Below are 24,910 nucleotides of genomic sequence, written 5' to 3' on the forward strand. Positions count from 1 at the left end.
AAGTTTAAGTGTTGTTCTCAAAACGACCTGTTTACTTGGTTATGATAAAAGTAGTCAATTTCAGGGAAGAACAAATCATTTTTTCCTATTAATTCAAAAAAGATAACAAACAGTTTGTATTTCCCACAGAAATCAGTTGCTAAAATGAACCATACAACAAACAAAAATTGAACCTTACAGCAAACCTGTTTTTTCTGTTTGTGACGAACTTTGTGGTATTAAAATCATCAAAATGAAACAGATTAATACAATTTACATCAACGGTGAATTTGTTACACCGAATGGAACAGAAACATTTGACCTTATCAGCCCTACCACCAATCAAAAAATCGGAGAAGTCGTTCTTGGAAATGAAGAAGACACCCGAATGGCCATCGCCGCAGCAAAGAAAGCGTTTACAACTTTTTCAAAAACAACAAAAGAAGAACGTATCAGCTTACTTCAAAAACTGCATGAAGCGGTGAGCAAACGGGAGGATGAGCTGGTTTCCGTGATGGTAAATGAATATGGAGGAACCCTGCAATTCTGCAGAATGAGTGTTCAAAATGCCATTTCAGCCTTTACAACAACCATTACGACTTTAGAATCATATGATTTTGAAAAAACTGTAGGACATTCTAAGGTACGTTTTGAATCTTTAGGAGTGGTAGGAATCATTACTCCGTGGAATGCCAGCAACAGTTTTATCTGCAACAAACTGGCTACTGCCATTGCCGCCGGATGTACTGCCGTTATCAAACCAAGTGAAATGAGTGCTGCACAAACCCAGCTGCTTACCGAATGTTTTCATGAAGCTGGTTTACCTGCAGGAATATTCAATATTGTAAACGGATTAGGAAATGTAGTAGGCGCAGAAATTACGCAGCATCCGGACATCGCCAAAATTTCTTTCACTGGGTCCACCTTTACGGGAAAAGCTATTGCCAAAGGAGCCGTAGATACTATGAAAAGAGTAACGCTTGAACTTGGAGGAAAATCACCTAATATCATCCTTGAAGATGCCGATCTGGAAAAAGCTATTCCCATGGCTGTTTTCGGAGCGTATATGAACAACGGACAAGCATGTATCGCTCCTACCCGTCTGCTTGTTCCCAAAAACCGATTGGATAAAGTGAATGAACTGGCTAAAAAAGCTGCAGAACAAGTAAAAGTAGGAAATCCTGAAGAAGAAGACACCCTTGTAGGGCCTATGGTAAGCACCAAGCAGTTTGAAAGAGTACAAAGCTACATTCGCCTGGGACAGGAAGAAGGTGCTACTCTGCTTGCAGGTGGTGAAGGAAAGCCGGAAGGTCTTGAAAACGGTAATTTTGTAAAAGCAACCATTTTCACCAATGTCCGTAATGATATGCGTATCGCTCAGGAGGAGATTTTCGGGCCTGTGCTGTCTATTATTCCTTATACTAATGAAGAGGAAGCTGTTTCCATTGCCAATGACACTACTTACGGTCTCGCAGCTTACATCAGTTCTTCCGATAAAGAGCATGCAGAACGTATTGCCGCACAGATTGATGCCGGAAGAATTTGTATCAATGGGTTTTCACATGATCCTTATGCTCCTTTCGGTGGCTTCAAACAAAGTGGTATCGGCCGTGAGTATGGGGTATTCGGATTGGAAGCTTATCTGGAACCTAAGACCATTCTTGCCTAATCATAAAATCCTCAAAGGCTGTGAAAAAATAGCCTTTGAGGATTTAAACAATGGACAACCCACCATTGATCCTAAAAAAGTTTTGTAAGTTTGAAAAAAGAATCGATCAAGAAATACCCGTCTGAGCTATGAGCGAAAATAATATTCCTTTACCTATCAATTACTCCTGTCACTTTTCAGAATTCAGGGAAGGAGAACAATTTGCACGGATCCACAGTCTGGGACTTGTTCTTTCCGGGGAAATGGAACTGAATGACGGTATTACAAAAACGATGTTTAAGGAAGGAGAGCTTTATTCCGCAAGGAAAAACCGTCTTTTGAAATTTGCTAAATATCCTCCTAAAAATGGTGAGATAAGAACAGTAACCATCTATTTTGACGAAGCTGTCTTACGTGATTTCAGCCGTGAGTATGGATATCAGGCAGAAAAGAAGGACAATACTCCAGCCTTTATAAAACCGGATCAAAAGGCGTTAACTTCTTTTATGTATTCTTTACTGGCTTATGAAGAACTTCCTGCTTCTACAGAACTTCTGCGTCTCAAACAGAAAGAAGCTTTACTTCTGATGCTGAGCAATGATCCGGACCTTAAAGATATTTTATTTGATTTCTCAGAGCCTTATAAAATAGATATTGAAACATTTATGAACAAAAATTTTCATTTCAATGTCAATGTGGAACGTTTTGCTTATCTAACCGGGAGAAGTCTGTCTGCGTTTAAAAGAGATTTTCAAAAGATTTTTGGTATTCCTCCAAGACAATGGCTGCAGCTTCGACGGCTAAAGGAAGCACATTTTCTGCTTACCCAAAAAGGAAGATCGGTTTCTGATATTTATCTGGATCTCGGGTTTGAAAATTTATCCCATTTCTCCTTTGCATTTAAAAAACAGTTTGGTTATCCACCGAGTTCATTACAGGCAAAATAACCTAGACTTCATCTAAAAAAAAGTATCTGAAAGCGAGAATCACCAGGATGATAACAGCTATTGTAATAATTTTCACTTTCATATCGCTTTTCAAACTTTCAGGAACATAGAGCAATGTTTTAAAGGGTTACTATAATAAATCGTGCCATGAATATCATGGCACGATCTGAGAAATTGTATCTAATTATTTTAAACTATTTTAAAGTGCATATTCTACGGAAGCTTCTTTCGCCGCGGCCACCATTGCTATCAAAGCTTTTTCGGTTTCTTCCCAATGCCTTGTTTTCAGTCCGCAGTCGGGATTTACCCAAAGCTGATTGGCAGGGATTACATTTTGGGCTTTTCTCAGAAGTTCAATCATTTCTTCTTTTGACGGAACCCTTGGGGAATGGATATCATATACTCCGGGACCAATTTCATTCGGATATCTGAAATTTGCGAAAGCATTCAGCAGCTCCATCTGAGAACGGGAACATTCTATGGTAATCACGTCTGCATCCATATCGGCAATGTTTTCAATAATATCATTGAATTCTGAATAACACATGTGGGTATGAATCTGGGTGGCATCTTCCACTCCGCTTGCTGAAATTCTGAAAGCTTCTACGGCCCATTTCAGATAGTTCTGCCAATCTGTTTTTCGTAATGGAAGCCCTTCTCTTATCGCAGGCTCATCAATCTGAATAATTCTGATTCCTGCTTTTTCAAGATCTACCACCTCATCACGGATGGCCAGAGCAATCTGTTTACATGTCTCGGAACGAGGCTGATCATCACGCACAAATGACCATTGTAAAATAGTAACCGGACCCGTAAGCATTCCTTTTACCCATTTTTCAGTCTGGGATTGTGCATATTGAGACCAATATACCGTCATTGGTGTCGGACGGGAAACATCACCGAAGATCACAGGAGGTTTTACACAACGGCTTCCATAGCTCTGTACCCAGCCATTTTTTGTGAATACAAAACCTTCCAGCTGTTCCCCGAAATATTCCACCATATCGTTACGTTCAAATTCCCCGTGAACCAATACATCTATTCCGATGTCTTCCTGCCAGTTAATCGTTCTTTGGGTTTCCTCCTTCAGTAATGTATCATACTGTTCTGCTGTCAGCTCTCCTTTCTTGAATTTTGCTCTCCAGCTTCTTACCTCCGTTGTCTGTGGAAATGATCCGATCGTAGTCGTTGGGAATAAAGGAAGCTGTAGTACTTTCTGCTGTTCTTCTTTACGGATTTTAAAAGTATTTATCCTTTGTGTATCTTTTTCAGTGACAGCATTTGCTCTTTGCTTCACCTCATCATTATGAATAAGCGAGGATGTTTTTCTGCTTGCAATTGCTTTTTTATTTTCTTCAAAAGAAGCAAGAATCTGTTCATTTTCTTTTCCGGATACCAGTTCTTTAAGCGTTACAACTTCTGTCACTTTCTGTTTGGCAAAAGCCAGCCAGTTTTTAATTTCCGGGTTAAGACTGGTTTCAAAATCCAGATCACATGGCGAATGAAGCAATGAAGAGGAAGGAGCAATCAAAATCCTTTCTGATCCTAATTTCTCAATTGCTTTATTGATGAAATATAAAGACTTTTCAAAATCATTTTTCCAGATATTTCTTCCGTCAACCACTCCCAATGAAAGACTTAAACTTTCCGGAACAATATTCAGAATATCGTCTAATTGTTCAGGATTTCTTACAAGATCAATATGTAATACATTTACAGGAAGTGATACAGCAAGTAATCCATTATCATTTAATCCTTCAAAATAAGTGGCCACCATAAATTTCAGTTTCGGGAAACGTTTTCTTATTTCGGCGTACACAAAATGATAGGTTTCTTTTGCTTTCTCCGTTAAATCCAATGCTAAAAAAGGTTCATCAAACTGAATCCACTCTGCGCCCTGCTCCTGAAGTTTAGTTAAGATCTCTATATATACGGGAAGAAGGTTTGCAGCCAGATCCAGTTTATCAAATCCTTCTTCTTTCTCTTTTCCTAATAACAGATAAGAAACCAGTCCGATAATTACAGGTTTTGCATTGATTCCTGCCTGTTTTGCTCCTGCAAATTCATTAAAAATTTTATCTGAGCTCAGTTTAAACTGCTGGTTTTTATAAAACTCGGGAACGATATAATGATAATTGGTATCGAACCATTTTGTCATTTCCATCGCAGTAATATCCAGTCCATCTTTCTGATATCCTCTTGCCATTGCAAAATAAAGATCCAGTTCAGAGTTGTTCTTTTTAAGCACTACTTCATGGTAACGTGCAGGAATCGCCCCTACCACAAGGCTCATGTCCAATACCTGATCATAGTATGAAAAATCATTACAAGGAATAAGATCTATTCCCGCTTCTTTCTGAATGTTCCAGTTTTGGTTACAGATATTTCTGCCTGTATTCAGAAGTTCTTCCAAAAGGATTTTACCTGACCAATATTGCTCGCAGGCTTTTTTGAGTTCTCTTTTGCTACCAATACGCGGATAGCCCAGAATGTGAGTTTGCATTTTTTTACTTTTTAATTAAACTTAATGGTAAAGTCTTTTTAAAATGCTTCGGAATGTTTTAACGGATAAAAATTTCTGGAATCATGATATAACAGATTGTGCATTTCCCATAAAGAGAAAACACATGAATCCGATATATCATCTGTATGACCCAAAAGCTTCAGACCGCGAAAGCATTGTCAATTCAGTAAAGGCAGGTCTCCTGACTTGTAACAGTTTCCGTCATCCTTCCCGCTTTTGGCAGTGGATATACAAGGACAGAAACCTTCGGTGTTACTTACAGTTGCGCGACAGCTCGTGATTCTCACACGATTCCCTATTAATCTACGTTAAGTAAAACCTTTCCTGTTTGATGAAGTATCTCTAAAGAACTGTACTTTTACCTCTAACGATGGTCATCAGTAAAAGTTTTTAATTTTGTGTAAAATTAACAATACGGAATAAACATACAATTAAAGTCAATTAATTAAGCAAAATAAACTTTTAAAAACATTAATAAAAGCATATAATTCTTTAAATTTGAATGTTTTTATAATCTAAAAGAATAATATTCTGTGGAACAACTCGATGATAAGGATGTACAGCTGCTCAGGCTGCTCCAGAAAAATGCAAAACTGACCGTTAAAGAGCTTGCAAAGGAAGTGAACCTCTCTACTTCACCGGTTTTTGAAAGGGTAAAAAGATTGGAACAGGAAGGATTTGTGAAAAGGTATGCGGCTGTTCTTGATGCTGAAAAGCTCAACCGCGGCTTTACGGTTTTCTGTCAGATTAAACTGAAAATTCACGACAGATCTGTGGGGTATGATTTTGTGAAAGAAATTTTAGAAATTGAAGAAGTTGCGGAATGTTACAATATTTCCGGAGATTTTGATTTCCTTTTGAAAGTTCAGGTACGGGATATGAAACATTACCAGGATTTTGTGTTTAACAAACTTGGATCTGTAGATTCTATCGGGAGTACCCACAGTACGTTTGTCATGGCTGAAGTGAAAAACAATCATGGAATCACCATCTAATAAAAATTGAGAATTAAAAAATTAAGCATGATACCTAACGATTTATTATGTTAAGCCATCCTAGTTTTAATTCTCAATTTTCCATTCCCATTAGCTTCCTTTAAAGTCCGGGTTTCGTTTTTCTATAAATGCCCCAATGCCTTCATTGTGATCTTGTGTTGTAAACAATTCTCCGAATAAGGCGGCTTCCTGCTGTAATCCGTCTGTGATATGCAGTTCAAATCCTGTATTTAAAGATTGTTTCGCTTTTGCCACAGCTACAGGTCCTCTTGCAGCAATTTTTTCTGCCAGTTTTTGGGCTTCGTTCAGTAATTCTTCGGGAGCAAAAACATGATTGACAAAACCAAAATCTTTACAGGCTTCTGCGGAATAAAATTCTCCGGAGAAAACCATTTCTCTTGCTTTGTATAATCCAATAGCTCTTGGAAGACGCTGGGTTCCGCCAAAACAAGGCAATAATCCTAATGTTACTTCAGGGAGTCCAAATTTTGCTTTCCCGCTGGCCAGAATAATATCACAGGATAAAGCGAGTTCACAACCTCCTCCCAATGCAAAACCATTTACAGCGGCTATCACCGCAAAAGGAAGTTCTTCGATCGCATTAAAAGCAGCTTGTGCAGCAATTGAAAAAGTCTCTGCTTCTGCGGGAGTCATTTGCTGCATTGCTTTAATATCTGCCCCTGCAACAAAAGCTTTTTCACCGGAACCTGTAATAATTAACACTCTGATATTTTTATCTGATCTTATCTGGCTGGCAAATGATTTCAGTTCCTGTAAAACCTGTTCATTCAAAGCATTTAATGCCTGCGGACGGTTAATCGTCAGTGTTCCGATGTGCCCGTTTTGTTGATATAGTAATGTTTCGAAAGTCATTTTTAATTGATAGTTGATAGTTGAAAATTATTGAAAAGTGGTAATAGAAAGGTTTTTATCTTCTATTCAAATTTTTAAAGGTCTCTATTTAGAAATTGGATAATACTTGAAAAGTCTGTTTTTCCGTTTCCGGATTCGCTCCACATTCTGTATAAATTCAATGCGGTATTGCCGAGAGGTGTGGATGTTTTGGTTTCCAGTCCGGCTTCTGCAGCAAGACCCAAATCTTTTGTCATCAGGTCTACGGCAAAACCACCGGAATAATTACGGGAAGCCGGAGCATTTTCCATCACTCCCGGATAAGGATTATACACATCTAGAGACCAGTTTTTCCCGGAGCTTTTCTGCATAATTTCGCTTAAAGTCTGAGGGTTAAGACCATGTTTTACGCCCAGATTGATAGCTTCTGAAGTTCCGATCATATGAATGGCCAGCAACATATTATTACAGATTTTAGCAACCTGTCCCGCTCCGGATTCTCCGGCATGGAATATATTCTGTCCCATACACTTAAGTATCGGTCTGGCTTTTTCATAATCTTCCTGTTTACCACCCACAATAAAGGTTAGTGTACCCGCCTGAGCTCCTGCAGTTCCTCCGGAAACGGGGGCATCTATCATTCTGCAGCCTTTTGAAGCAGCAAGTTCAGCAACTGTACGGGCTGTAACCGCATCAATAGTGCTGCTGTCAATCAATAATGTGTTTGGTTTCAGGCTGTTTATAAACTCTTCTGAATAAAGGTCAGCTACGTGTTTTCCTGAAGGCAGCATTGAGATCACTACATCAGCATCCTTAGATGCTAATACAGCAGATTCGGCAGCCTGTCCTCCCTCTGACACCAATATTTTTAGAGTTTCTTCCGAAAGGTCAAAACCCACAACATGATGGCCTTTTTTGATCAGGTTAACGGCCATAGGCCCGCCCATATTTCCTAATCCTATGAATGCTATATTTGACATAATTTCTTGATTTAAAGTTTAAGGTTGATAGTTCAATGTTCTCTATTGATGGAAAAATGCTATTATCAGATGTTGAAAAAAGAATGTAAAAACTTCATTTCAAATACTTAGATCTCCATTCTCAGCTTTTCATTTTCCATTTTTAATTCTTTAAAGTAAGAATCTACCCATTCTTCCGTAATGTCATCCAATGTTGCGGGATGCCATTTTGGAGACATATCTTTGTCGACTAATAATGCTCTTACTCCTTCTGCAAAATCAGGGTGGATACAGCACTGGCATGACAGATTCAGTTCAGATTGAAAAACTTCCTCAAGACTTAAACCTTTACCTTGTTTCAGCTGCCTGAAAATAATGTGTGCCGAACTTGGAGATCCGGCTTCAAAGCTTTTCACTCCATTATTCACCCATTCATCTTTATCATTGTGCCTGATCAATATTTTTCTGAAATCTTCCAGAGAGTTGACTTCTTCAAACTGCTTGATAAAAGACTCATGCAATGCTGCCTGAGACTGAGGAATAAGGACTTCTTTTGAAATATTCTCAAGGATATGGGATACGGTTTTATGAGATGTTCCGCTCCAGTCTGCCTGTTGAAGGGCATTGAGAACAGCTTCTTTTGAGGAGGATTCTATATAATAATCTGCAAGTCCTAAAAATTTACAATCCGCTCCATCCAGCCTTGCGCCTGTTAATCCTAAATAGATACCATAGGCAGAAGGCATTTTATTCAAAAACCAGGTTCCCCCTACATCAGGATACAATCCAATTGTAATTTCAGGCATTGCCAGCTTACTTCTTTCAGTAACAATACGGTGTGAAGCACCCACCATCAGACCAATTCCACCTCCCATTACAATTCCGTGTCCCCAAACGATAACAGGTTTTGGGTAAGTATGAATCATATAATCTACCTGGTATTCTTTTGAGAAGAAGTCGAAACAGTCTTGTGGCACTTTTGTACCGTCTGTTGTACGCTGTGCAATAATAGCATCATGTAATTTTCTTACATCACCACCTGCACATAAAGCTTTTTCACCAGCTCCCTGAAGGAATATACAGGCTACTTCACCGGAAGTTTTCCAGTTTTCCAAAACAACTTTCAATTCTTCTATCATTTCCAATGACAGCGAATTGAGCGTTTTTTCGGAGTTCAGGGTAATAATTCCGACGTTATTTTTTATTTCTGTTATAATTACACTCATGGTATTTAATTAAAAAATGAGGGTTGAGAGTTGAAGATTGTTATTAAAAAGTTGTCTAAGTTAAATGCTAAAGATTCTACATTAATGAAAAATCTATTAATCATCTTATTTGTAGAGTAGCTCCTTCTTCAAGGATCTTTCTTGAGATCACGAGTTTCATAATTTCATTGGTTCCTTCCACGACCTGATGTACTCTGGCGTCACGCATCAGCCTTTCAACCGGAAAATCCTGTGTACAGCCATAGCCTCCTAAGATCTGAAGGGCCTCGTTGCATATATTAAAACTCATATCCGTAGCCAGTCTTTTTGCCATGGCACAATAAATAGTGGCATTGGGATCTTTGGAATCAAGTTTAAATGCTGCTAACTGTACCATTTGACGGGCTGCAACCAACTCTGTCACCATATCTGCAATTTTAAACTGAAGAGACTGAAACTGGGCTAATGATTTCCCGAACTGCTGCCTTTCATGCATATAGCGCTGGGCCTGATTAATTGCTCCCTGCGCAGCTCCTACAGAACAGGTTCCGATGTTGATGCGGCCTCCGTCCAATCCTTTCAGAGCTATTTTAAATCCTTCTCCTAATGAGCCTAAAAGATATTTCTCTTCTACCTCTACATGATCTAAAAATACAAAACGGGTCGGCTGTGTATTCCAGCCCAGCTTTTTTTCTTTTTCTCCAAAACTTATTCCAGGAGTATCTGCATGTACTACAAAAGCACTGATTCCTTTGGTGCCGGATTCTCCCGTACGGGCCATGACAATTAATATATTACTTTCGCCTGCTCCGGAGATAAATGCTTTGGTTCCGTTAATACTATATTTATTTCCTTTTTTTACGGCTGTCGTTTTCAAACCTGCTGCATCTGAGCCTGAGCCCGGTTCAGTAAGACAGTAGGAGCCTAAGAGTTGGCCTGATGCCAGATCCGGACATAAGTCTTTTCTGACTTCATCACTTCCAAATTCATCAATCATCCATGAAACCATATTATGTATGGTAATATAAGCAGTAGTGGAAGGACAGGCGGCGGCTAATTCTTCGAATATAATGGCTGCATCCAGCCGTGATAATCCCAGCCCTCCAGCTTCTTCGCTGGTGTATACACCGCAGAAACCCAATTCTCCGGCCTTAACAATAGCTTCTTTGGGAAATTTCTTTTCAGCATCCCATTCTGAAGCATATGGAAACAGCTCTTTTTCAGCAAACTTTCTCGCGGCATCCTGAAATGCCAGCTGGTCTTCATTGAGGTTAAACTCCATAATATTGAATTGAAAATTTATTTGAATTGAAAATTGAGAATGAATAATTGAACGTAAAAAGTGAATGATTGAGAAGTAAAGTCCTTTTTAATGATTGCCTCCCTTATTTTAAGCTGATGGTCATATTCACATTTCCTCCCGGTACATCTTCTTCAAACCAACGGGCAGTAATGGTCTTGGTTTCGGTATAGAAACGAACGCCTTGTTTTCCGTAAGAATGCAGATCGCCAAAGAATGATTTTCGCCATCCTGTAAAAGAGAAAAACGGCAGCGGAACAGGAATCGGAAGGTTAACTCCAATCTGCCCGACTTCAATTTCATGCTGGAATTTTCTTGCAGCAGCTCCTGAGTTGGTAAAAATAGAGGTTCCGTTTCCATATGGGTTTTCATTAATGATTCTAATCGCCTCATCTAATGTTTCTGCCTTTAATAACAGCAATGCAGGCCCAAAAATTTCCTCTTTGTAGATGTCCATATCCACAGATACATTGCTAAATAAGGTAGGTCCTACAAAATATCCGTTTTCATAGCCTTCTACAGTACAGCTGCTTCCATCCAGCAGAACTTCTGCACCCTGATCATAGGCACTTTTGATCAGCCTTACCACTTTTTCCTTAGATTGCTTATTGATCAACGGGCCAAATGCAGCAGATTCATCAGACCAAACTCCTGGTCTGATTGTGCTTAAAGCAGTTTTAATATCTTCTACCCAGTTTTGTGCCTCTCCTACCAATACGGCCACACTGATCGCCATACAACGCTGCCCTGCCGCACCACAGGAAGCTCCTACCAGATTATTGATCACCTGTCCTTTATTGGCATCCGGCATGACCACCATATGATTTTTGGCACCGCCAAAGGCCTGAACTCTTTTCAGATTATCAGTTCCGGTACGGTAAACATGTTCTGCAACCGGTACAGAACCTACAAATGAAATAGCTCTGATGTCAGTATGATTCAGAATATGATCTACCTGATCTTTGGTACCGTGAACAATATTTAAAACGCCTTTAGGAAAGCCTGCCTGCAAAAACAGCTCTGCCATTTTCATGGAAGTCATAGGAGTCTGCTCAGAAGGTTTTAAAATAAAGGTATTACCACATGCTATCGCCATAGGAAACATCCATAAAGGAATCATAGCCGGAAAGTTGAAAGGAGTAATTCCTGCACAGACACCAAGAGGCTGAATGTAACTGTAAGTATCTACCCCTCTTGCTACGTTTTCTACTGTTTCCCCCATCATCAGAGTCGGAATATTACAGGCATGTTCCACGACTTCTATACCGCGCCATACATCTCCCATAGCATCTGCAAAGGTTTTTCCATTTTCCTTAGAGAGAATTTCAGCAATTTCTTTTTGATGTTCTTTTAAAAGGTGCTGGTATCTCAGGAATAGTCTTGCTCTTTCCGGAGTGGCAACTTCTTTCCATATTTTGAAGGCTTCCGCAGCTGCTTCAATAGCTTCATCTATTTCAGATAATTCTGTGAGAGGAACTTCTGCAAGGATCTCCTGTGAAGCAGGATTTTCTACAGGAAGATAGTTTTTTGTTTTACTTTCTGTAAAATTTCCATTGATTAATATTTTTATTTTTTGTGACATAGTTTTTAAATTAAAAATGGAGAACTGAAAGTTATGATCATAAAAATGAGAATGGAGAATTGATTATTTTCAAAAAAATATCGACTATTCATTAAAAACGTTTTGATATTCAATTCTCCATTTTCTTATTGATTTTAAATAACTAAAAGATCTACGAATTCATTGACGTTAAGATTGGCTAATGTGTCATATTCCAATGAATTTTCAAGAATCGTTCTCTGTTGTTTTTCCGGGAAAATACGGGCAAGGTTCACTTTATATTTCTTGATCAGTTCAGGAATACCTTCGTCTCTTCTGCGTTTGTGGCCAATAGGATATTCTACCACTATTTCGTCTAAAACAGTTCCGTCATTAAGTTCTACTGTCATCGCATTTGCAATGGATCGTTTTTCCGGATCGTGATAATCTGCTGTAAACTGAATATCTTCCACACATTCAATTTTGTCACGAAGTACATCAATTCTTGGATCTGAAGCGATGTTATCTTCATAATCGGCAGCTGTCAGTCTTCCATAGATCAATGGTACAGCCACCATATATTGGATGCAGTGGTCACGGTCGGCAGGATTATTTAAAGGTCCTTTTTTATCAATAATTCTAATAGCAGCTTCGTGGGTACGGATGGTAATTTTTTTGATATCATTTGTTGTTTTTCCAAGGTCTCTTAAAGTTGCATGTAATGTCATTGCTGCTTCTACTGCGGTCTGCGAGTGAAATTCAGCAGGGAAGGAAATTTTAAAAAGAACATTTTCCATTACGTAAGAACTGTATTCTCTTTGGAATTTGAATTCATTCCCTTTGAAGGAGACATCATAGAATCCCCATGTTTTTGCAGTCAATACAGATGGATAGCCCATTTCTCCTGTTTGTGCAATCAGGGCAAGACGTACAGCCCTTGATGTAGCATCTCCTGCAGCCCACGATTTGCGGGAACCTGTATTGGGAGCGTGGCGGTAAGTTCTTAAAGACTGTCCGTCTACAAAAGCCAGTGATACGGCATTGATAATTTCATCACGGTTTAATCCGATCAGCTTTCCTACTACAGCTGTAGAAGCGAGCTTTACCAATACAACGTGATCCAGCCCTACTTTATTGAATGAATTTTCCAATGCCATTACCCCCTGGATTTCGTGAGCCATAATCATTGCTTCCAGGACCTGTTTCATTTTTAAAGGTACTTTTCCTTCTGCAATATTTGTTCTGGATAACCAGTCTGCAGTGGCTAAAATTCCTCCAAGATTATCAGAAGGGTGTCCCCATTCTGCAGCCAGCCATGTATCATTGAAATCCAGCCAACGGATGATAGCTCCAATATTGAACGCTGCCTGAATCGGATCCAACTGGAACTGGGTACCCGGTACTTTTGCTCCGTTAGGAACTACCGTTCCTTTTACCACAGGTCCTAAAAGTTTCGTACATGCAGGATAAGTTAATGCTTCCAGACCACAGCCGATCGTATCCAGAAGACAGTAATGAGCAGTCTTCCATGCCAGGTCATTTTTAATTTCGTAGTTTAAGACATAGTCTGCAATGTCTGCTAATACCTGATCGGGTTGTGGTCTTTCGTTTGAGATGTGTGAACTCATTTTTTTATCGTTGAAAAATTTAATTAAGTAAAAGTTAAAAGTGGAAAATTGAAAATGAATTATTACTTTTTCATTTCCACATTCTATGTTCCATTATTTTCGGTCGTTAATGGACACAAATTCTTTGTTTTCGGGCCCTGTATAGTTGGCACTTGGGCGGATAATCTTTCCATCCTGTCTCTGTTCTATGATGTGAGCACTCCATCCTGTCACTCTTGAAATAACAAATAAGGGGGTGAACATCAGAGTAGGAACTCCCATCAGATGATAAGAAACAGCGGAGAACCAGTCCAGATTCGGGAACATTTTCTTTTCTTCCCACATGATCGTTTCCAGTCTTTCAGCAATATCATACAGCAGCATATCTCCTGCTTCTTCGGAAAGTTCTTTAGCCACTTTTTTAATGACTACATTTCTCGGATCTGAAATGGTATACACCGGATGCCCGAATCCGATAATTACTTCTTTATTGGCAATACGCTGGCGAATATCACTTTCAGCTTCATCCGGAGAGTTATAACGGCTCTGGATTTCAAAAGCAACTTCATTAGCACCTCCATGTTTTGGTCCTCTTAAGGCACCAATGGCTCCGGTAATGGCAGAGTAAATGTCAGATCCTGTTCCTGCAATCACACGGCTCGTAAATGTTGAGGCATTAAATTCATGTTCTGCATAAAGGTTTAACGAAATTTCCATTGCTTTTACCCATGACTCTGCGGGTTTCTTCCCGTGTAACAGGTGAAGGAAATGCCCTCCTATTGTATCATCATCAGTTTCTACATCAATTTCTTTTCCATTATGGGTATAATGGTACCAATATAAAAGACCTGAGCTGAAAGATGCCAGTAATTTGTCTGCAATATCTCTTGCTCCCGCCATATTATGGTCATCTTTTTCCGGCTGAATACTTCCGATAGCAGAAACCATAGAACGCATGACATCCATTGGATGGGCTGCAGCAGGAATACTCTTAAGGATATTTCTCACAGAATGAGGCAGTCCTCTCAAAGATTTCAGCTTAGCTTTATAGTTTTTCAATTGTGCTCCGGTAGGCAGCTGGCCATAGATCAAAAGATAGGCTACTTCTTCAAACTGTGCTTTCTCTGCCAGATCCAGAATATCATATCCTCTGTAATGGAGATCGTTTCCACTTTTTCCGACACTGCAAAGCGCAGTATTACCTGCTGCTACCCCTGAAAGCGCAACGCTTTTTTTAGGTTTAAATGTGGGTTCACTGTTAGTTGACATTATCAATTATTTTGTTTAAAAAGGTTGTCTAATTTTTGTTCGTAGTCATAGTATCCAATGCTTTGATAGAGTTCTTCCCTGGTTTGCATGGTATCTAATACATTGACCTGTGTTCCGTCTTTCCGAAGATGTTCATATACATTCTGGGCAGCTTTATTGGCAGCACGGAAAGCAGAAAGTGGATAAAGAATCAGTTCTACACCTGCATTTTTTAACTCTTCCACCGTGTACATTTTTATCATCCCGAATTCGGTAATATTGGCCAGCACCGGAATTCCCGTAGCTTCAACAAATTTGTGATAAAAGCTTAAGTCAGGAACGGCTTCTGCAAAAATGAAATCTGCTCCAGCTTCCTTGTAAGCGACCGCTCTTTCCAGTGTTTTTTCTAATCCTTCATTGGCAAATGCATCGGTACGGGCACCAATTACAAAATTTTCATCGGTACGGGCATCTGCTGCAGCTTTCAATCTGTCTACCATTTCTTCTTTGGTTACCACTTCTTTTCCCGGTCGGTGTCCACAGCGTTTTGCTCCTACCTGATCTTCAATATGCAGAGCCGCAGCCCCGGCTTTAATCAGTGACTTTACGGTTCTTGCAACATTGAATGCTGAAGGCCCAAATCCGGTATCAACATCTACCATTAATGGTACTTCGCAAACATTCGTGATACGCTGAACATCAATCAATACATCTTCCAGCGTGGTAATTCCTAAATCAGGAATCCCCAAAGAACCGGCAGCAACACCACCTCCTGAAAGGTAAATTGCATTGAAACCTGCCTGCTGTGCTAATAACGCATGATTGGCATTAATGGTACCAACAATCTGAAGCGGACTTTCTTTTCGCATGGCCTCCCGGAATTTCATGCCGGGAGACTTCAAACTTTCACTTGTAGTCATTATAATATTTATTGTTTAGTTGAAATTTGTTTACAGAAGACCATGAGCAGGCACAACAGCAGCCACCATCATTCCATGTGACGGTAAAAAGGAGATCAAAAGGAAGCTGATTGATGTTAATCGTTTTTTGTAATCCGGAATTCGGAATCATTATCTCCATGCAAGTCTGTTTATTTCCAAGTCTGCTGCTTCTGCATAAATAATCGAAATCGAATGGGTACATTTTTTAACTTTTTATATTGATTAAATCTTCATAAAAAGTTCCTGGCAAACTTCACAATGTTTGTAAGAAAGAAAAATATGGAAAAGGAAAATACGATGAATACACGATAATGAAAGAGCATACTACCCCACTACTTATCTGCATCACAAAAATAACACGAGCTGACAAAATATATTGATCCCACTGTTATCCATATCGTATCATACCTGACTATAAGCTTCAGACCGCGAAAGCATCGTCAATTCGAAATAGGCAGGTCTCCTGACTTGTAACAGTTTTTATCGCCCTTCCCACATAACCAAGTATACAGTGGACCTTTATTTGATAAAAACCTTGATGTTACTTACAGTTGCGCGACAGTTCGTGATTTGCACACGATTCCCTTTTAAGACACAGCTAAGTGTAACCAGTTTCGGTTGATAAAGAAGATGTTAAGAACTCCTTGGTGGTAAATATAGGTATTTTATAAAAATGTGAAAGATATTTTATGCAAACAATAACTATTTATCTATAACCCATTGATTTTGTTGTTATTAAAAATACACTTTTCATCCAACAGGCATTGTAATTTAGATGATTATGCTTGTTTTTTGTTACTAAATCCCTAAGATATGAGACAGAAAAATCAAACAAGTTTAAAGAAACTGCTTATTTACTATTCTTTTTCATCCTGTAATTAAAGTGTGTTTTTGAATTGTTTTTTTAAGGATAGTGGATCTTTATCTTTTGATATTAAATGATCTTTTTTATATCATTTTTAACCAGAAATTTTAATCTTTATTCTTCAATCCATTTTCTGAAAGCAACTGTGTTGCTTTGTAATCAGAGGGGTTTCAGTACTTTTTTTTGGAATGGATCATTTTATACAGCCGGGTATCATTCAATACATTGAAAAAATCCGCCAAAAAGTGACGGATTTTATAGTATTTGAGATTCTGTTAAAATTAATTTGCGGCCGGATCAATCAGTTCTGTAGTAAGACTTAAAAATTTCAGCAGATTTTTATTGTCAAAAAGCAAGGTTGCATAATGTTTCCCTTTCTTAAAAACCAGTTTTGAACCTCCTGGAAATTCGCTGCCTGCATCAAGTTTCTGGGTTTTAGCATTGTATTTACTGAACTTAGTTTTGCTGTCCTGCAGTGTGCTTTTATTCATAATAAGACCAAATGGAAGCCCTTCTACCACTACAGGTTTATTCTCTGAAATGGTAAAAAACATTTCATTAACAGCATTATTTCCTCCCAGGCTGCAGTACAACTCCAAACCTGTTTTTGTAGGCCATTTTGCATATTTTTCCTCGTTGGCATCTTCATAAAACATAGTTTTCACATTCAATGCTTTTGAGATTTTATCGGGAGTTTGTGGAAAAATAAATTCTGTATTTTTATCCAATAAGGAGTTGAGAACTGCTGTTTTCTGTGAAAATGCAGTGATACTTATCAGCTGAAAAAAGAGGGTTAAGATGAAAGTTAGTGGTTTCGTCTTCATGGATTGTTTAAAATTTTAATGATTTGAAAGTTAAAGGTATTAAAATTCTGATTAAAACCACATTTTAAGCAATTTTCCACACCTTCTTTCTGTCTTTTGCTATTTTCTTTCTTGTACATTAAACACGGTGCCAGCAGGATCTGTAATCCAGTGCATATTTTCAGGAAGCTCTTCAATCTCATCACAGGTTTCTACTCCGTTCAATTGGAGGTATTCTGTAGCTTTTTCTATATCAGGAACTGTGAGCTGCAACCAGGTTTCAGAATGGGTATAATTATCTACACAGTCTAACCAGATGATATTATTCCCGAATTTTACCTCATGGGTTCTGGAAACAGTTGGATTATTAATCGGTTTTTCTTCAACATTCAGATGTAAAATATCCCTGTAAAAAGCAACCGTTTTTTCATATTTATTTTTGGGAATTTTTATGGCGATATTTATTCCTGCTTCAAATTTTGTATCCATATTTTAGGCTTAACAGTGGTAAAAAATTCAAGTATTATTGGGATCAATCTATTTCAAAAAACCGTTGAGATAGTTCAGAATTGTTGCGGTTTGCATCATCAGGCTGACATGGCTTTGCCCCGGAACAATTGCCAGTTGGGATTTGGGCATAGGCCCCATATCTGCAGACACTCCACCGCCTAATAATTTATAAGTTTTTGCCAGCTCGGTTTTATCTAAACCATCATTATCTCCAGCAATAATTAAAACAGGCGCTGAAATTTTAGAAATATTATCATCACCCAGGTCGAATGGTTGTCCGGCAGTAGCTATCATCTGCTCCAGAAATTTTGTCCATTTTGTTTTATCGGGAGCTACGGCATCATAAGCGGTATGCATAGGGCTGTTCATGAAGAGCTCAGGTTTCATCCCTTTAAATGCACTATTAACTTCAGGCAGCCAGCCGCTATTTTTATAAGTTGAAGAAATAATGACCAGCTTATTCAGTCTTTGCGGGCTCTGTATTGCCAGCTGATAAGCGATTGCCCCGCCAAAGCTATATCCTGCTACATCTGCCTTATCAATTTTAAGATAGTCCATGACCTTTGTCACATCATTCGCCAGATCAGTATGTGATAATTTCCGTTCTGAAAACGGAGTATGTCCATGTCCCTGTAATTCAACAGCGATTACTTTTCTGTTTTTTGACAGTTCCGGGATCAACTCGCCCCAATTCATATCAATCGTCATGAAGGCACCATGCAGCAATACAATGGGCTTTCCTTTGCCATAGACCTCGTAGTAAACTTTGATGCCATTAACAGGTGCATAGCCACTTTCAGATGGTTTCACTTTTTGCCCGTAAACCTGTGATGTAATAGCGATAACAGTAAAAATCAGTAATGACTTCAGGGTTGAGAATTTGAATACACTTTTCATAATATTGTCGGATTTGGTAGTTAAACTTTTAACCAAAATTAGCAAGTCATTATGAAATTCCACTTGTCACAAGACAAGATTTTACTTAAACGAAATCAGTTCTTATACATTCTGTTTAATAGGGTGTTTTCGCACTTTTAAACATATCATATTTTACACAATTTCAGAAAGTTTAAGGTAAAAAATAAAATAATCGCGCGATTGAAGATAAATATTTTCACAATAATTCAACAAAAATTGATAAAAATTTATTAATTTCGGATAGAACTAAACCTAAAATATTATGAAAAATTTAAAGAAAATCGAAAGACAGGAATTGAAAACAATTAAGGGTGGTATTGACTGCAGAGGCGGACAGCTTTGTTTAATCGGCGGAAAGTGGCAATGCATGCCATATGACGGATGTGGTGGTGGAAACCAGCCTTAAGTTTTAATTTAATTATCTGGCTATGAAAAATTCTAAAAAAATTTCAAGAGATCAGTTGAAGAATATTAATGGCGGAGCAGTGAGTTGTTCCGAAGCATGCTGTCCTCCTCCGGGAATAAAGAGATGTCCCTGGGTGATTTGCATAGCACCATGTGAGATATTAAGCTAAAACATTGTATTCTCCAAAATAAAGACCTGTAATTCGTATGAATTGCAGGTTTCTATTTTAAATTCTCTATGTCTTTTTTTTTTCAAGACTATATTTTTAATGTAAATTTATTCTTCATTCAAAAAAGTCTCCTCAATCAGATTGGGAGACTTAAAAATTACAATTAGATTGTTCAAACCTATTGAAATATCTTTACTGTTCAACTATTGTAAGCGCATTGTAAGCCCCGCTTCCTGAGACATCGAATTGGCTGATTGTACCATCAAATGCTACTGTAATCCATGTAAAAGGTCTTAATTTGCTGCCTTTATTCAGGTATACACTTACTGTACAGGCTGAACCTACGGGTACTGCATTGGGACTTGCTCCGGTATCAGAAGCATATCCATTATTTGTTTTGATTCTTTGTGTAATGGTGCCGGCAGAATCTCTCACTTCCCAAATTGCTTCAGTTTGATTATTGGCCCCGGTATTAACCTGGCTGGATTGTAATGCAAATGTAAAAGTTGCAAAATATACACCATCACGCGGTGCTGTAAATTCACCTGTAGCCGGGTCGAAATTTGAGGTTGGAACTCCAGAATCAGAGTCTAACTTCTCAGTCCAGTTCGTTAAATAAGAAGATCTTCTTTGAACTACGCCGGATTTGGTTCCTATTTCTGAGGGAGCAGCACTTTCAAATACATAGGTATCCTGAGTTGTTTTACTTGCCATTACTATAATACGCGGCTTCCCTTTAGGAAAAAAACTAACCCAGTTTGAACCGTCGGAAAATTCTAAATATCCTTTTACACCAATGGCAGGACTTGCAATATACCTTAGTGCACCAGCCCCGGCCTGAGCAGCAGTTTTCGCCGTATTTCCAATAGCTACAGAACTATTGGTTCCACCACGCAGATCCAGAGCTACCTTAGGATTGGAAACCATAACACCTGCCCTTCCCGAACTATTAATTATAATATTACCGGCATCCGTTTTAACTTCAAGAGGATTTGAAGGATTGGAGACTCCTATTCCTATTTGACCGCTTACATATGTTACTTTCAGTGACAAAACAATAACAGCACTGATCAATTTTTTTATTCTATTTTTTCGTCCCATTATCATGTATTTTATAATTCACTAATACTTAAATTATTTAATTTGCTGTCATTTAAAGTATTTCGGGCACTGCCTATATTATGCCTGATGCTAAATTTTATAGTATTATCTTTTTTAAGGTTGAAAATAGCATTGCAATTACCACTTATGTAATTACTTACTGTACCAGCCTGAAAAGCAGGATAAGAATTTATTGTTTTAAATACAGGAATGTTATCTGTACTTTGATTGCTTTCTATTGCAGTTTCTATAAAGGTATTTTTAGGGATATTTCCATTAGCCAGCGTGATGTTGAAAGAAACCAGATAAAAACCATCACGAGGAGCTTTAAAAATTCCTGTGGAAGGATCAAAGTCTCCAGCAGCACCAGCACCTAAATCAACTGTTTCTGTCCAATCTGTAATAACCATCGAAGCTGCACTTGGAATACTTTGTGCAGAGCCTTTACTGGCATTTACCAGTGCTTTGGTTGGAGCAGTAAGTGGCAATGCAATCCATTGTTCCCCGTCAGAATATTCTAAAAATCCACCGTTATTGTAGCGTATGGCACCTCCTCCCGCTGCAGAAGGGCTCTGTGTATTATTGCCTAAGCCAATAGTTCCCTGGTCAGATGAAGACCTCAGATCAACTTTAGTAACCGGATTTAAAAGTCCAAAGCCAACCTGACCTTGTGGTGTAATCACAACATCATTAGATATTTTTGTTGCATCGGGTGCAGAGCCGTTATCTTTTCCCGCATCTATATGTAAAGGTTGTGCAGGCGTAGGAGTGAAAAACCCTATTTGTGCTGTTGTTTTAGTTGCAGAAAAAAATAAAATACAAGCAAATAGTTTATAAGTTATAATGATCTTCTTTTTCATAATCTATATCTTAATGTTCTATTATGGTTAAATTGTTAAATCCATCATCTGGATTTGCAGGATTAGAAGAATCAGTTGTAACCCTTAGCGGAATAGCGCCTGAGGTTAGATTTTGGTATAGTCTGGCACTTACCTTAGTCCCTGCAGTAAGCGTGAGGGTAACGGTACTTGATCCTCCAGCCTGCGTTGAACGTGTAGAATTTGCATCATCAGATGTGCCTGTCATAGACTGGCCGAAAGTTTTATATACACTGGCAAGAACAGTGTTTGTAGTAGGATTATAAAATTGCGATTCAACTCTGGAACCATCACTAATAACAGCTCCGTTAAAATTGAATGTTAATAAAAAAGTATACGTCCCATTTCGGGGAGCTGTAAACTCGCCAGAGCTTGGATCAAAACTATTGCTCATGTCACGTACCTCGTTCCAATTAATAATGGTTGTTGCAGAAGCAGAAGGTATAGATTGGCTTACGATTTTACGAACAACGATTACAGCCTTTTGAGGGGCAATATAAGCTTTGTGCCATACAGCGCCATCAGAGACTTCAATTTTTGCTCCTACCGGTATACTGTTTACATCATATCGTGTAGCACCCGCACCTGCTGCTACTGCAGACATCGTTGTGGTTCCTAAACCAAGAGCATTTTCATTTCCTGCAGATCTGATATCTAGCTGAACCTGAGGATTAAGCACTCCAGCACCAATGAATCCTGTTGTTTTGTTTACAATAACATCATTAGAAACTTGTATTGCCGTTGGTGTTCCCGAAGCAGGATTATCCTTAGCTCCATCTACATGTAAAATACCTTGTGGATTATTTGTACCAATCCCTATTTGCCCATTCAGTATATTGATAAGGAGGCAACAAGGCAGCATCAGTGTTTTATGTATTTTTTTTCTCATATTCTCATTTAAAAATTTGAGGTGATAGAGGTTGTTAATCCTCGCTCACAACTCAATGATAAGATTAAACAGCCTTTCATAAGTTATTTTAATCATTTATAAACCGGATTTCAAACTGAAAATAATATCTTCAACAAAACGTACATTTATTACATGAATCATCCATGTGGGTTTAATAATGTAGCAGCCTATCAATAAAAATGTTGTGTTTGAGGGATTAGGCAAATGTGTTTTTAGAATCTTGTTTTCATTGATGTAAACATCAGGTCAATAATAATTTTTTGCAAAATTGTTGATTTTTCGCAATCAGACAAAGCATACCCTATCGATAGATTTCGATATATCAATAGATATTTTATAAGTTTAAGATTCTTAAAGGATTTTAGTATTACTACTATTCGGATATTTTCAAAAAAAGAAAATGGTCAGGTTAATCTTTTGTCAGGTAGTAAATAGATCATTTTCAGATTATGATTATTTAGCACTTTGAATACCTACATAAAAACAAAAAAAGCTGTAAAATATTTTACAGCTTTTGTACTATTTAATTTAATAGTCTGCGGAGAGTGAGGGATTCGAACCCCCGGACCTGTTACAGTCAACAGTTTTCAAGACTGCCGCAATCGACCACTCTGCCAACTCTCCTTCAACTCCGGTTATACCGTTGTTTTCAGTGGTGCAAATATATAAAGTTTTTTATTACTGACAAAATATTTTTTGAAGAAAATTTATATTTCTATGTCTTTCAACAAAATTCTATTTTTCCAGGCTGTTAAATCAGAATCATTAACAACTCAACTTCAATTATTTACCCTTTAACAAAGGTATTCAGCCTTCATCGATATTTTTTAATGCATATTTTTAACCGTAATAATATTCGGTAGTAACATCTCCGCTAAAAGCCGGATGCATGTCCTGTTTCTGCATATTCAGTTCAAATAATCTTTCACCATTTTTATTTCCTCCCCGTATTTTCAAAGAATACCATCCATTTTCTAAGGATAAAGTAATGCTGTTTTCATCATTGATGGAAGTAATGTCTTTTAAATAGCCAATACCAACCACTTTTACTTCATTATTAGCGGTCTGAAATATCCAGCCTCTGGACTCCACCTCTACCTCATCATCATTCAAAATCTTTTCATCATTCACAGAGACCCGGAATGCATAATGGTCTTCTTCTACGCCTATTATAGGGATTGCAATTCCTGATTTTGTTATTTCATCTCCATGTTCATTTTCTACGAAATATTTTAAAATATTAGTACCCGGAAGATGATTTTCCTGCAGGTAGTTTGCTAAAAGCTGCGGGCTGAACACCACAAAACCTTTAAGTTCTGAGAATATTTTCTTCATATATATTTGGATTGGATTTGGATTAAGTTTTATCTGTTTACCATGTTATCACATGTTCAGATTGTTTTTTAATGTTTTGATCAGTCCAGTTCGGCCCGTGAAAACAAATCTTTCATTAAAATTTCATCTTCACATGCTTTTTTAAAGTTTAAAATAAAATCTTTCAACTTTTCTGAATCGGAAGAGTAAGCACAAAACATTCCTGCTTCAGGATCAAAATGGATGATATCAATGAGTTCTGCTTTTTGTTCTTTAATAAAAACATCCGCCAACGAAGCCCAATCATAACCATTTCCTTCAAAACCTTCATCAGCACGGCTATCAAATATTTTCTGTTTATACCCTCCAGCATCTAAACACACTGAAAAGCTGTTTGAATGTTCAACCCAAAAAAACGGCTTGATTGCTTCTTTTAAATCATTAATTCCCATAGTTTGTTTTTTATTGCCGGACTACTTATTTTACTCGCCATTTAATACGAAAATTATGAATCTATTTTTAGAACAATTTTATCTTCTCTATTAAAATCTTTATTTTTTCTTATAAATGCATCTTTTCCCCTAAGAAAAAAACCATATTCTTCAAGCTCTGTCATTAGTAATTTTACTATTTCTATAAAAGTTTCTTTCATTTTAGGGGCAAATGATCATCTCAAATTCACTTAAGCTATTTTCCTGTTACTCAATAACCTCTTCCAGCCAATTGGTATACCAACCTTCAAAAGACATTCTCAAACCATTGTCATCCAGTAAAGGATTTATTCCACCATAATCAGCTCTATCATCAGTCCAAATATTTCCATATTCACGTCCATTTACAACCAAAAGATAAGTACAACCATGTCCAATATGGCAAATCTGCAAACATCCATTTATATGGACTGTATCCATATATGGGTTTAACTGATTTTCATCCGGTCGCTCTCCACCATCCCAATCAATATCAAAAATCCAGTCTTCATTCCAGCTTTCAGAATAAGGGAAAGGTATTGACAAATTAATCACAGGCTTTGTTTTAAGTTTAAAGTCAATCATTGATTCCTGTAATGATAAGAGTCCATAATCTGGTCCAATACAACCATTCCCTATTTTGGTAATGAAATCTCTGTAATCTTCAGGAAACCTAATCTTCTGATTGCTCTCAATAGAAAAAACTTCTGATTCAGCAATAACAGGATTAAGAAAAAACTCTTTTGGTATTATTGTATTTAACTTTTCTGGGTTGGCCTGAATGTAATTTAGTTTCTCTTTTATGTAATTTATGTTCATTA

General features: G+C 37.9%; 24 protein-coding genes, 1 tRNA gene and 2 riboswitches. Of the genes, 4 read left to right on the forward strand and 21 right to left on the reverse strand.

What is annotated here, in order from left to right; translation table 11 throughout:
- Nucleotides 1-232: 232 nt before the first annotated feature.
- Nucleotides 233-1,648: an aldehyde dehydrogenase family protein gene (locus OL225_RS10180; protein ID WP_264518157.1), complete on the forward strand. Its 1,416-nt coding sequence runs from the start codon at nucleotides 233-235 to the stop codon at nucleotides 1,646-1,648.
- A 128-nt stretch (nucleotides 1,649-1,776) separates the two neighbouring features.
- Nucleotides 1,777-2,574 (forward strand): helix-turn-helix domain-containing protein, encoded by a 798-nt coding sequence (locus OL225_RS10185; RefSeq protein WP_264518158.1) that lies wholly within the window; start codon nucleotides 1,777-1,779, stop codon nucleotides 2,572-2,574.
- A gap of 199 nt (nucleotides 2,575-2,773) precedes the next feature.
- On the opposite strand, the gene metE is transcribed toward OL225_RS10185, so the two are convergent.
- Nucleotides 2,774-5,077, reverse strand: a complete 2,304-nt coding sequence (metE, locus tag OL225_RS10190) for a 5-methyltetrahydropteroyltriglutamate--homocysteine S-methyltransferase (RefSeq protein WP_264518159.1) — start codon at nucleotides 5,075-5,077, stop codon at nucleotides 2,774-2,776.
- A 174-nt stretch (nucleotides 5,078-5,251) separates the two neighbouring features.
- A riboswitch (cobalamin riboswitch) is annotated at nucleotides 5,252-5,436 on the reverse strand.
- A 195-nt stretch (nucleotides 5,437-5,631) separates the two neighbouring features.
- On the opposite strand from metE, the gene OL225_RS10195 reads away from it, so the two are divergent.
- A complete protein-coding gene (locus OL225_RS10195; RefSeq protein WP_047375447.1) occupies nucleotides 5,632-6,093 on the forward strand; it encodes an Lrp/AsnC family transcriptional regulator in 462 nt (153 codons plus the stop codon).
- Between the two features lie 90 nt (nucleotides 6,094-6,183).
- Here the strand turns inward: OL225_RS10195 and OL225_RS10200 are convergent, their stop codons facing one another.
- The 12 genes from OL225_RS10200 to OL225_RS10255 all read right to left on the reverse strand — a co-directional run bounded on the left by OL225_RS10200 (nucleotide 6,184) and on the right by OL225_RS10255 (nucleotide 18,820).
- Nucleotides 6,184-6,966 carry an enoyl-CoA hydratase/isomerase family protein gene (locus OL225_RS10200; protein ID WP_264518160.1) on the reverse strand — a complete coding sequence of 261 codons (783 nt, stop codon included), beginning with the start codon at nucleotides 6,964-6,966 and terminating at the stop codon, nucleotides 6,184-6,186.
- 74 nt (nucleotides 6,967-7,040) lie between these two features.
- Nucleotides 7,041-7,925, reverse strand: coding sequence for a 3-hydroxyisobutyrate dehydrogenase (gene mmsB / locus OL225_RS10205; RefSeq protein WP_264518161.1), 885 nt, complete (start codon nucleotides 7,923-7,925; stop codon nucleotides 7,041-7,043).
- Between the two features lie 107 nt (nucleotides 7,926-8,032).
- Nucleotides 8,033-9,130 (reverse strand): enoyl-CoA hydratase/isomerase family protein, encoded by a 1,098-nt coding sequence (locus OL225_RS10210; RefSeq protein ID WP_264518162.1) that lies wholly within the window; start codon nucleotides 9,128-9,130, stop codon nucleotides 8,033-8,035.
- 100 nt (nucleotides 9,131-9,230) lie between these two features.
- On the reverse strand, nucleotides 9,231-10,391 hold the full coding sequence (locus tag OL225_RS10215) for an acyl-CoA dehydrogenase family protein (RefSeq protein ID WP_264518163.1): 1,161 nt from the start codon (nucleotides 10,389-10,391) through the stop codon (nucleotides 9,231-9,233).
- 103 nt (nucleotides 10,392-10,494) lie between these two features.
- The gene (locus OL225_RS10220; RefSeq protein ID WP_264518164.1) at nucleotides 10,495-11,991 is read right to left on the reverse strand and encodes a CoA-acylating methylmalonate-semialdehyde dehydrogenase; all 1,497 of its coding nucleotides are present in this window, start codon (nucleotides 11,989-11,991) and stop codon (nucleotides 10,495-10,497) included.
- Between the two features lie 134 nt (nucleotides 11,992-12,125).
- Complete coding sequence (locus OL225_RS10225) at nucleotides 12,126-13,577, reverse strand: bifunctional 2-methylcitrate dehydratase/aconitate hydratase (RefSeq protein WP_264518165.1); 1,452 nt, start codon at nucleotides 13,575-13,577, stop codon at nucleotides 12,126-12,128.
- A 93-nt stretch (nucleotides 13,578-13,670) separates the two neighbouring features.
- A complete protein-coding gene (prpC, locus tag OL225_RS10230; protein ID WP_047375462.1) occupies nucleotides 13,671-14,825 on the reverse strand; it encodes a 2-methylcitrate synthase in 1,155 nt (384 codons plus the stop codon).
- A gap of 2 nt (nucleotides 14,826-14,827) precedes the next feature.
- Nucleotides 14,828-15,724 (reverse strand): methylisocitrate lyase, encoded by an 897-nt coding sequence (gene prpB / locus OL225_RS10235; RefSeq protein ID WP_264518166.1) that lies wholly within the window; start codon nucleotides 15,722-15,724, stop codon nucleotides 14,828-14,830.
- Complete coding sequence (locus OL225_RS10240) at nucleotides 15,711-15,947, reverse strand: hypothetical protein (protein WP_264518167.1); 237 nt, start codon at nucleotides 15,945-15,947, stop codon at nucleotides 15,711-15,713. Before OL225_RS10240 ends, prpB begins: the two co-directional genes overlap by 14 nt.
- 233 nt (nucleotides 15,948-16,180) lie before the next feature.
- Nucleotides 16,181-16,373: riboswitch (cobalamin riboswitch) on the reverse strand.
- A 518-nt stretch (nucleotides 16,374-16,891) separates the two neighbouring features.
- A complete protein-coding gene (locus OL225_RS10245; RefSeq protein ID WP_264518168.1) occupies nucleotides 16,892-17,434 on the reverse strand; it encodes a hypothetical protein in 543 nt (180 codons plus the stop codon).
- Between the two features lie 99 nt (nucleotides 17,435-17,533).
- Nucleotides 17,534-17,902, reverse strand: a complete 369-nt coding sequence (locus OL225_RS10250; RefSeq protein ID WP_264518169.1) for a VOC family protein — start codon at nucleotides 17,900-17,902, stop codon at nucleotides 17,534-17,536.
- 48 nt (nucleotides 17,903-17,950) lie between these two features.
- The gene (locus tag OL225_RS10255; protein ID WP_264518170.1) at nucleotides 17,951-18,820 is read right to left on the reverse strand and encodes an alpha/beta fold hydrolase; all 870 of its coding nucleotides are present in this window, start codon (nucleotides 18,818-18,820) and stop codon (nucleotides 17,951-17,953) included.
- 283 nt (nucleotides 18,821-19,103) lie between these two features.
- Here OL225_RS10255 and OL225_RS10260 point away from each other — a divergent pair, with 283 nt between their 5' ends.
- Nucleotides 19,104-19,247, forward strand: coding sequence for a bacteriocin-like protein (locus OL225_RS10260; protein WP_002980068.1), 144 nt, complete (start codon nucleotides 19,104-19,106; stop codon nucleotides 19,245-19,247).
- Between the two features lie 361 nt (nucleotides 19,248-19,608).
- On the opposite strand, the gene OL225_RS10265 is transcribed toward OL225_RS10260, so the two are convergent.
- The 8 genes from OL225_RS10265 to OL225_RS10300 form a co-directional block, all read right to left on the reverse strand.
- Nucleotides 19,609-20,517: a hypothetical protein gene (locus OL225_RS10265; protein WP_264518171.1), complete on the reverse strand. Its 909-nt coding sequence runs from the start codon at nucleotides 20,515-20,517 to the stop codon at nucleotides 19,609-19,611.
- Nucleotides 20,518-20,528: 11 nt separating this feature from the next.
- The gene (locus OL225_RS10270) at nucleotides 20,529-21,377 is read right to left on the reverse strand and encodes a hypothetical protein (RefSeq protein ID WP_264518172.1); all 849 of its coding nucleotides are present in this window, start codon (nucleotides 21,375-21,377) and stop codon (nucleotides 20,529-20,531) included.
- 10 nt (nucleotides 21,378-21,387) lie between these two features.
- Entirely contained in the window at nucleotides 21,388-22,284 is an 897-nt protein-coding gene (locus tag OL225_RS10275; RefSeq protein ID WP_264518173.1) for a hypothetical protein, read from the reverse strand.
- 560 nt (nucleotides 22,285-22,844) lie between these two features.
- A tRNA-Ser gene (locus OL225_RS10280) sits at nucleotides 22,845-22,929 on the reverse strand.
- Nucleotides 22,930-23,145: 216 nt separating this feature from the next.
- Nucleotides 23,146-23,640: a hypothetical protein gene (locus tag OL225_RS10285; RefSeq protein WP_264518174.1), complete on the reverse strand. Its 495-nt coding sequence runs from the start codon at nucleotides 23,638-23,640 to the stop codon at nucleotides 23,146-23,148.
- Nucleotides 23,641-23,720: 80 nt separating this feature from the next.
- A complete protein-coding gene (locus OL225_RS10290) occupies nucleotides 23,721-24,071 on the reverse strand; it encodes an immunity 51 family protein (protein WP_264518175.1) in 351 nt (116 codons plus the stop codon).
- Between the two features lie 53 nt (nucleotides 24,072-24,124).
- Nucleotides 24,125-24,271 carry a hypothetical protein gene (locus tag OL225_RS10295; RefSeq protein WP_156118361.1) on the reverse strand — a complete coding sequence of 49 codons (147 nt, stop codon included), beginning with the start codon at nucleotides 24,269-24,271 and terminating at the stop codon, nucleotides 24,125-24,127.
- 46 nt (nucleotides 24,272-24,317) lie between these two features.
- Entirely contained in the window at nucleotides 24,318-24,908 is a 591-nt protein-coding gene (locus OL225_RS10300) for an SMI1/KNR4 family protein (protein WP_264518176.1), read from the reverse strand.
- Nucleotides 24,909-24,910: the final 2 nt, after the last annotated feature.

Source organism: Chryseobacterium viscerum (assembly GCF_025949665.1).
Lineage (GTDB): Bacteria > Bacteroidota > Bacteroidia > Flavobacteriales > Weeksellaceae > Chryseobacterium > Chryseobacterium viscerum_A.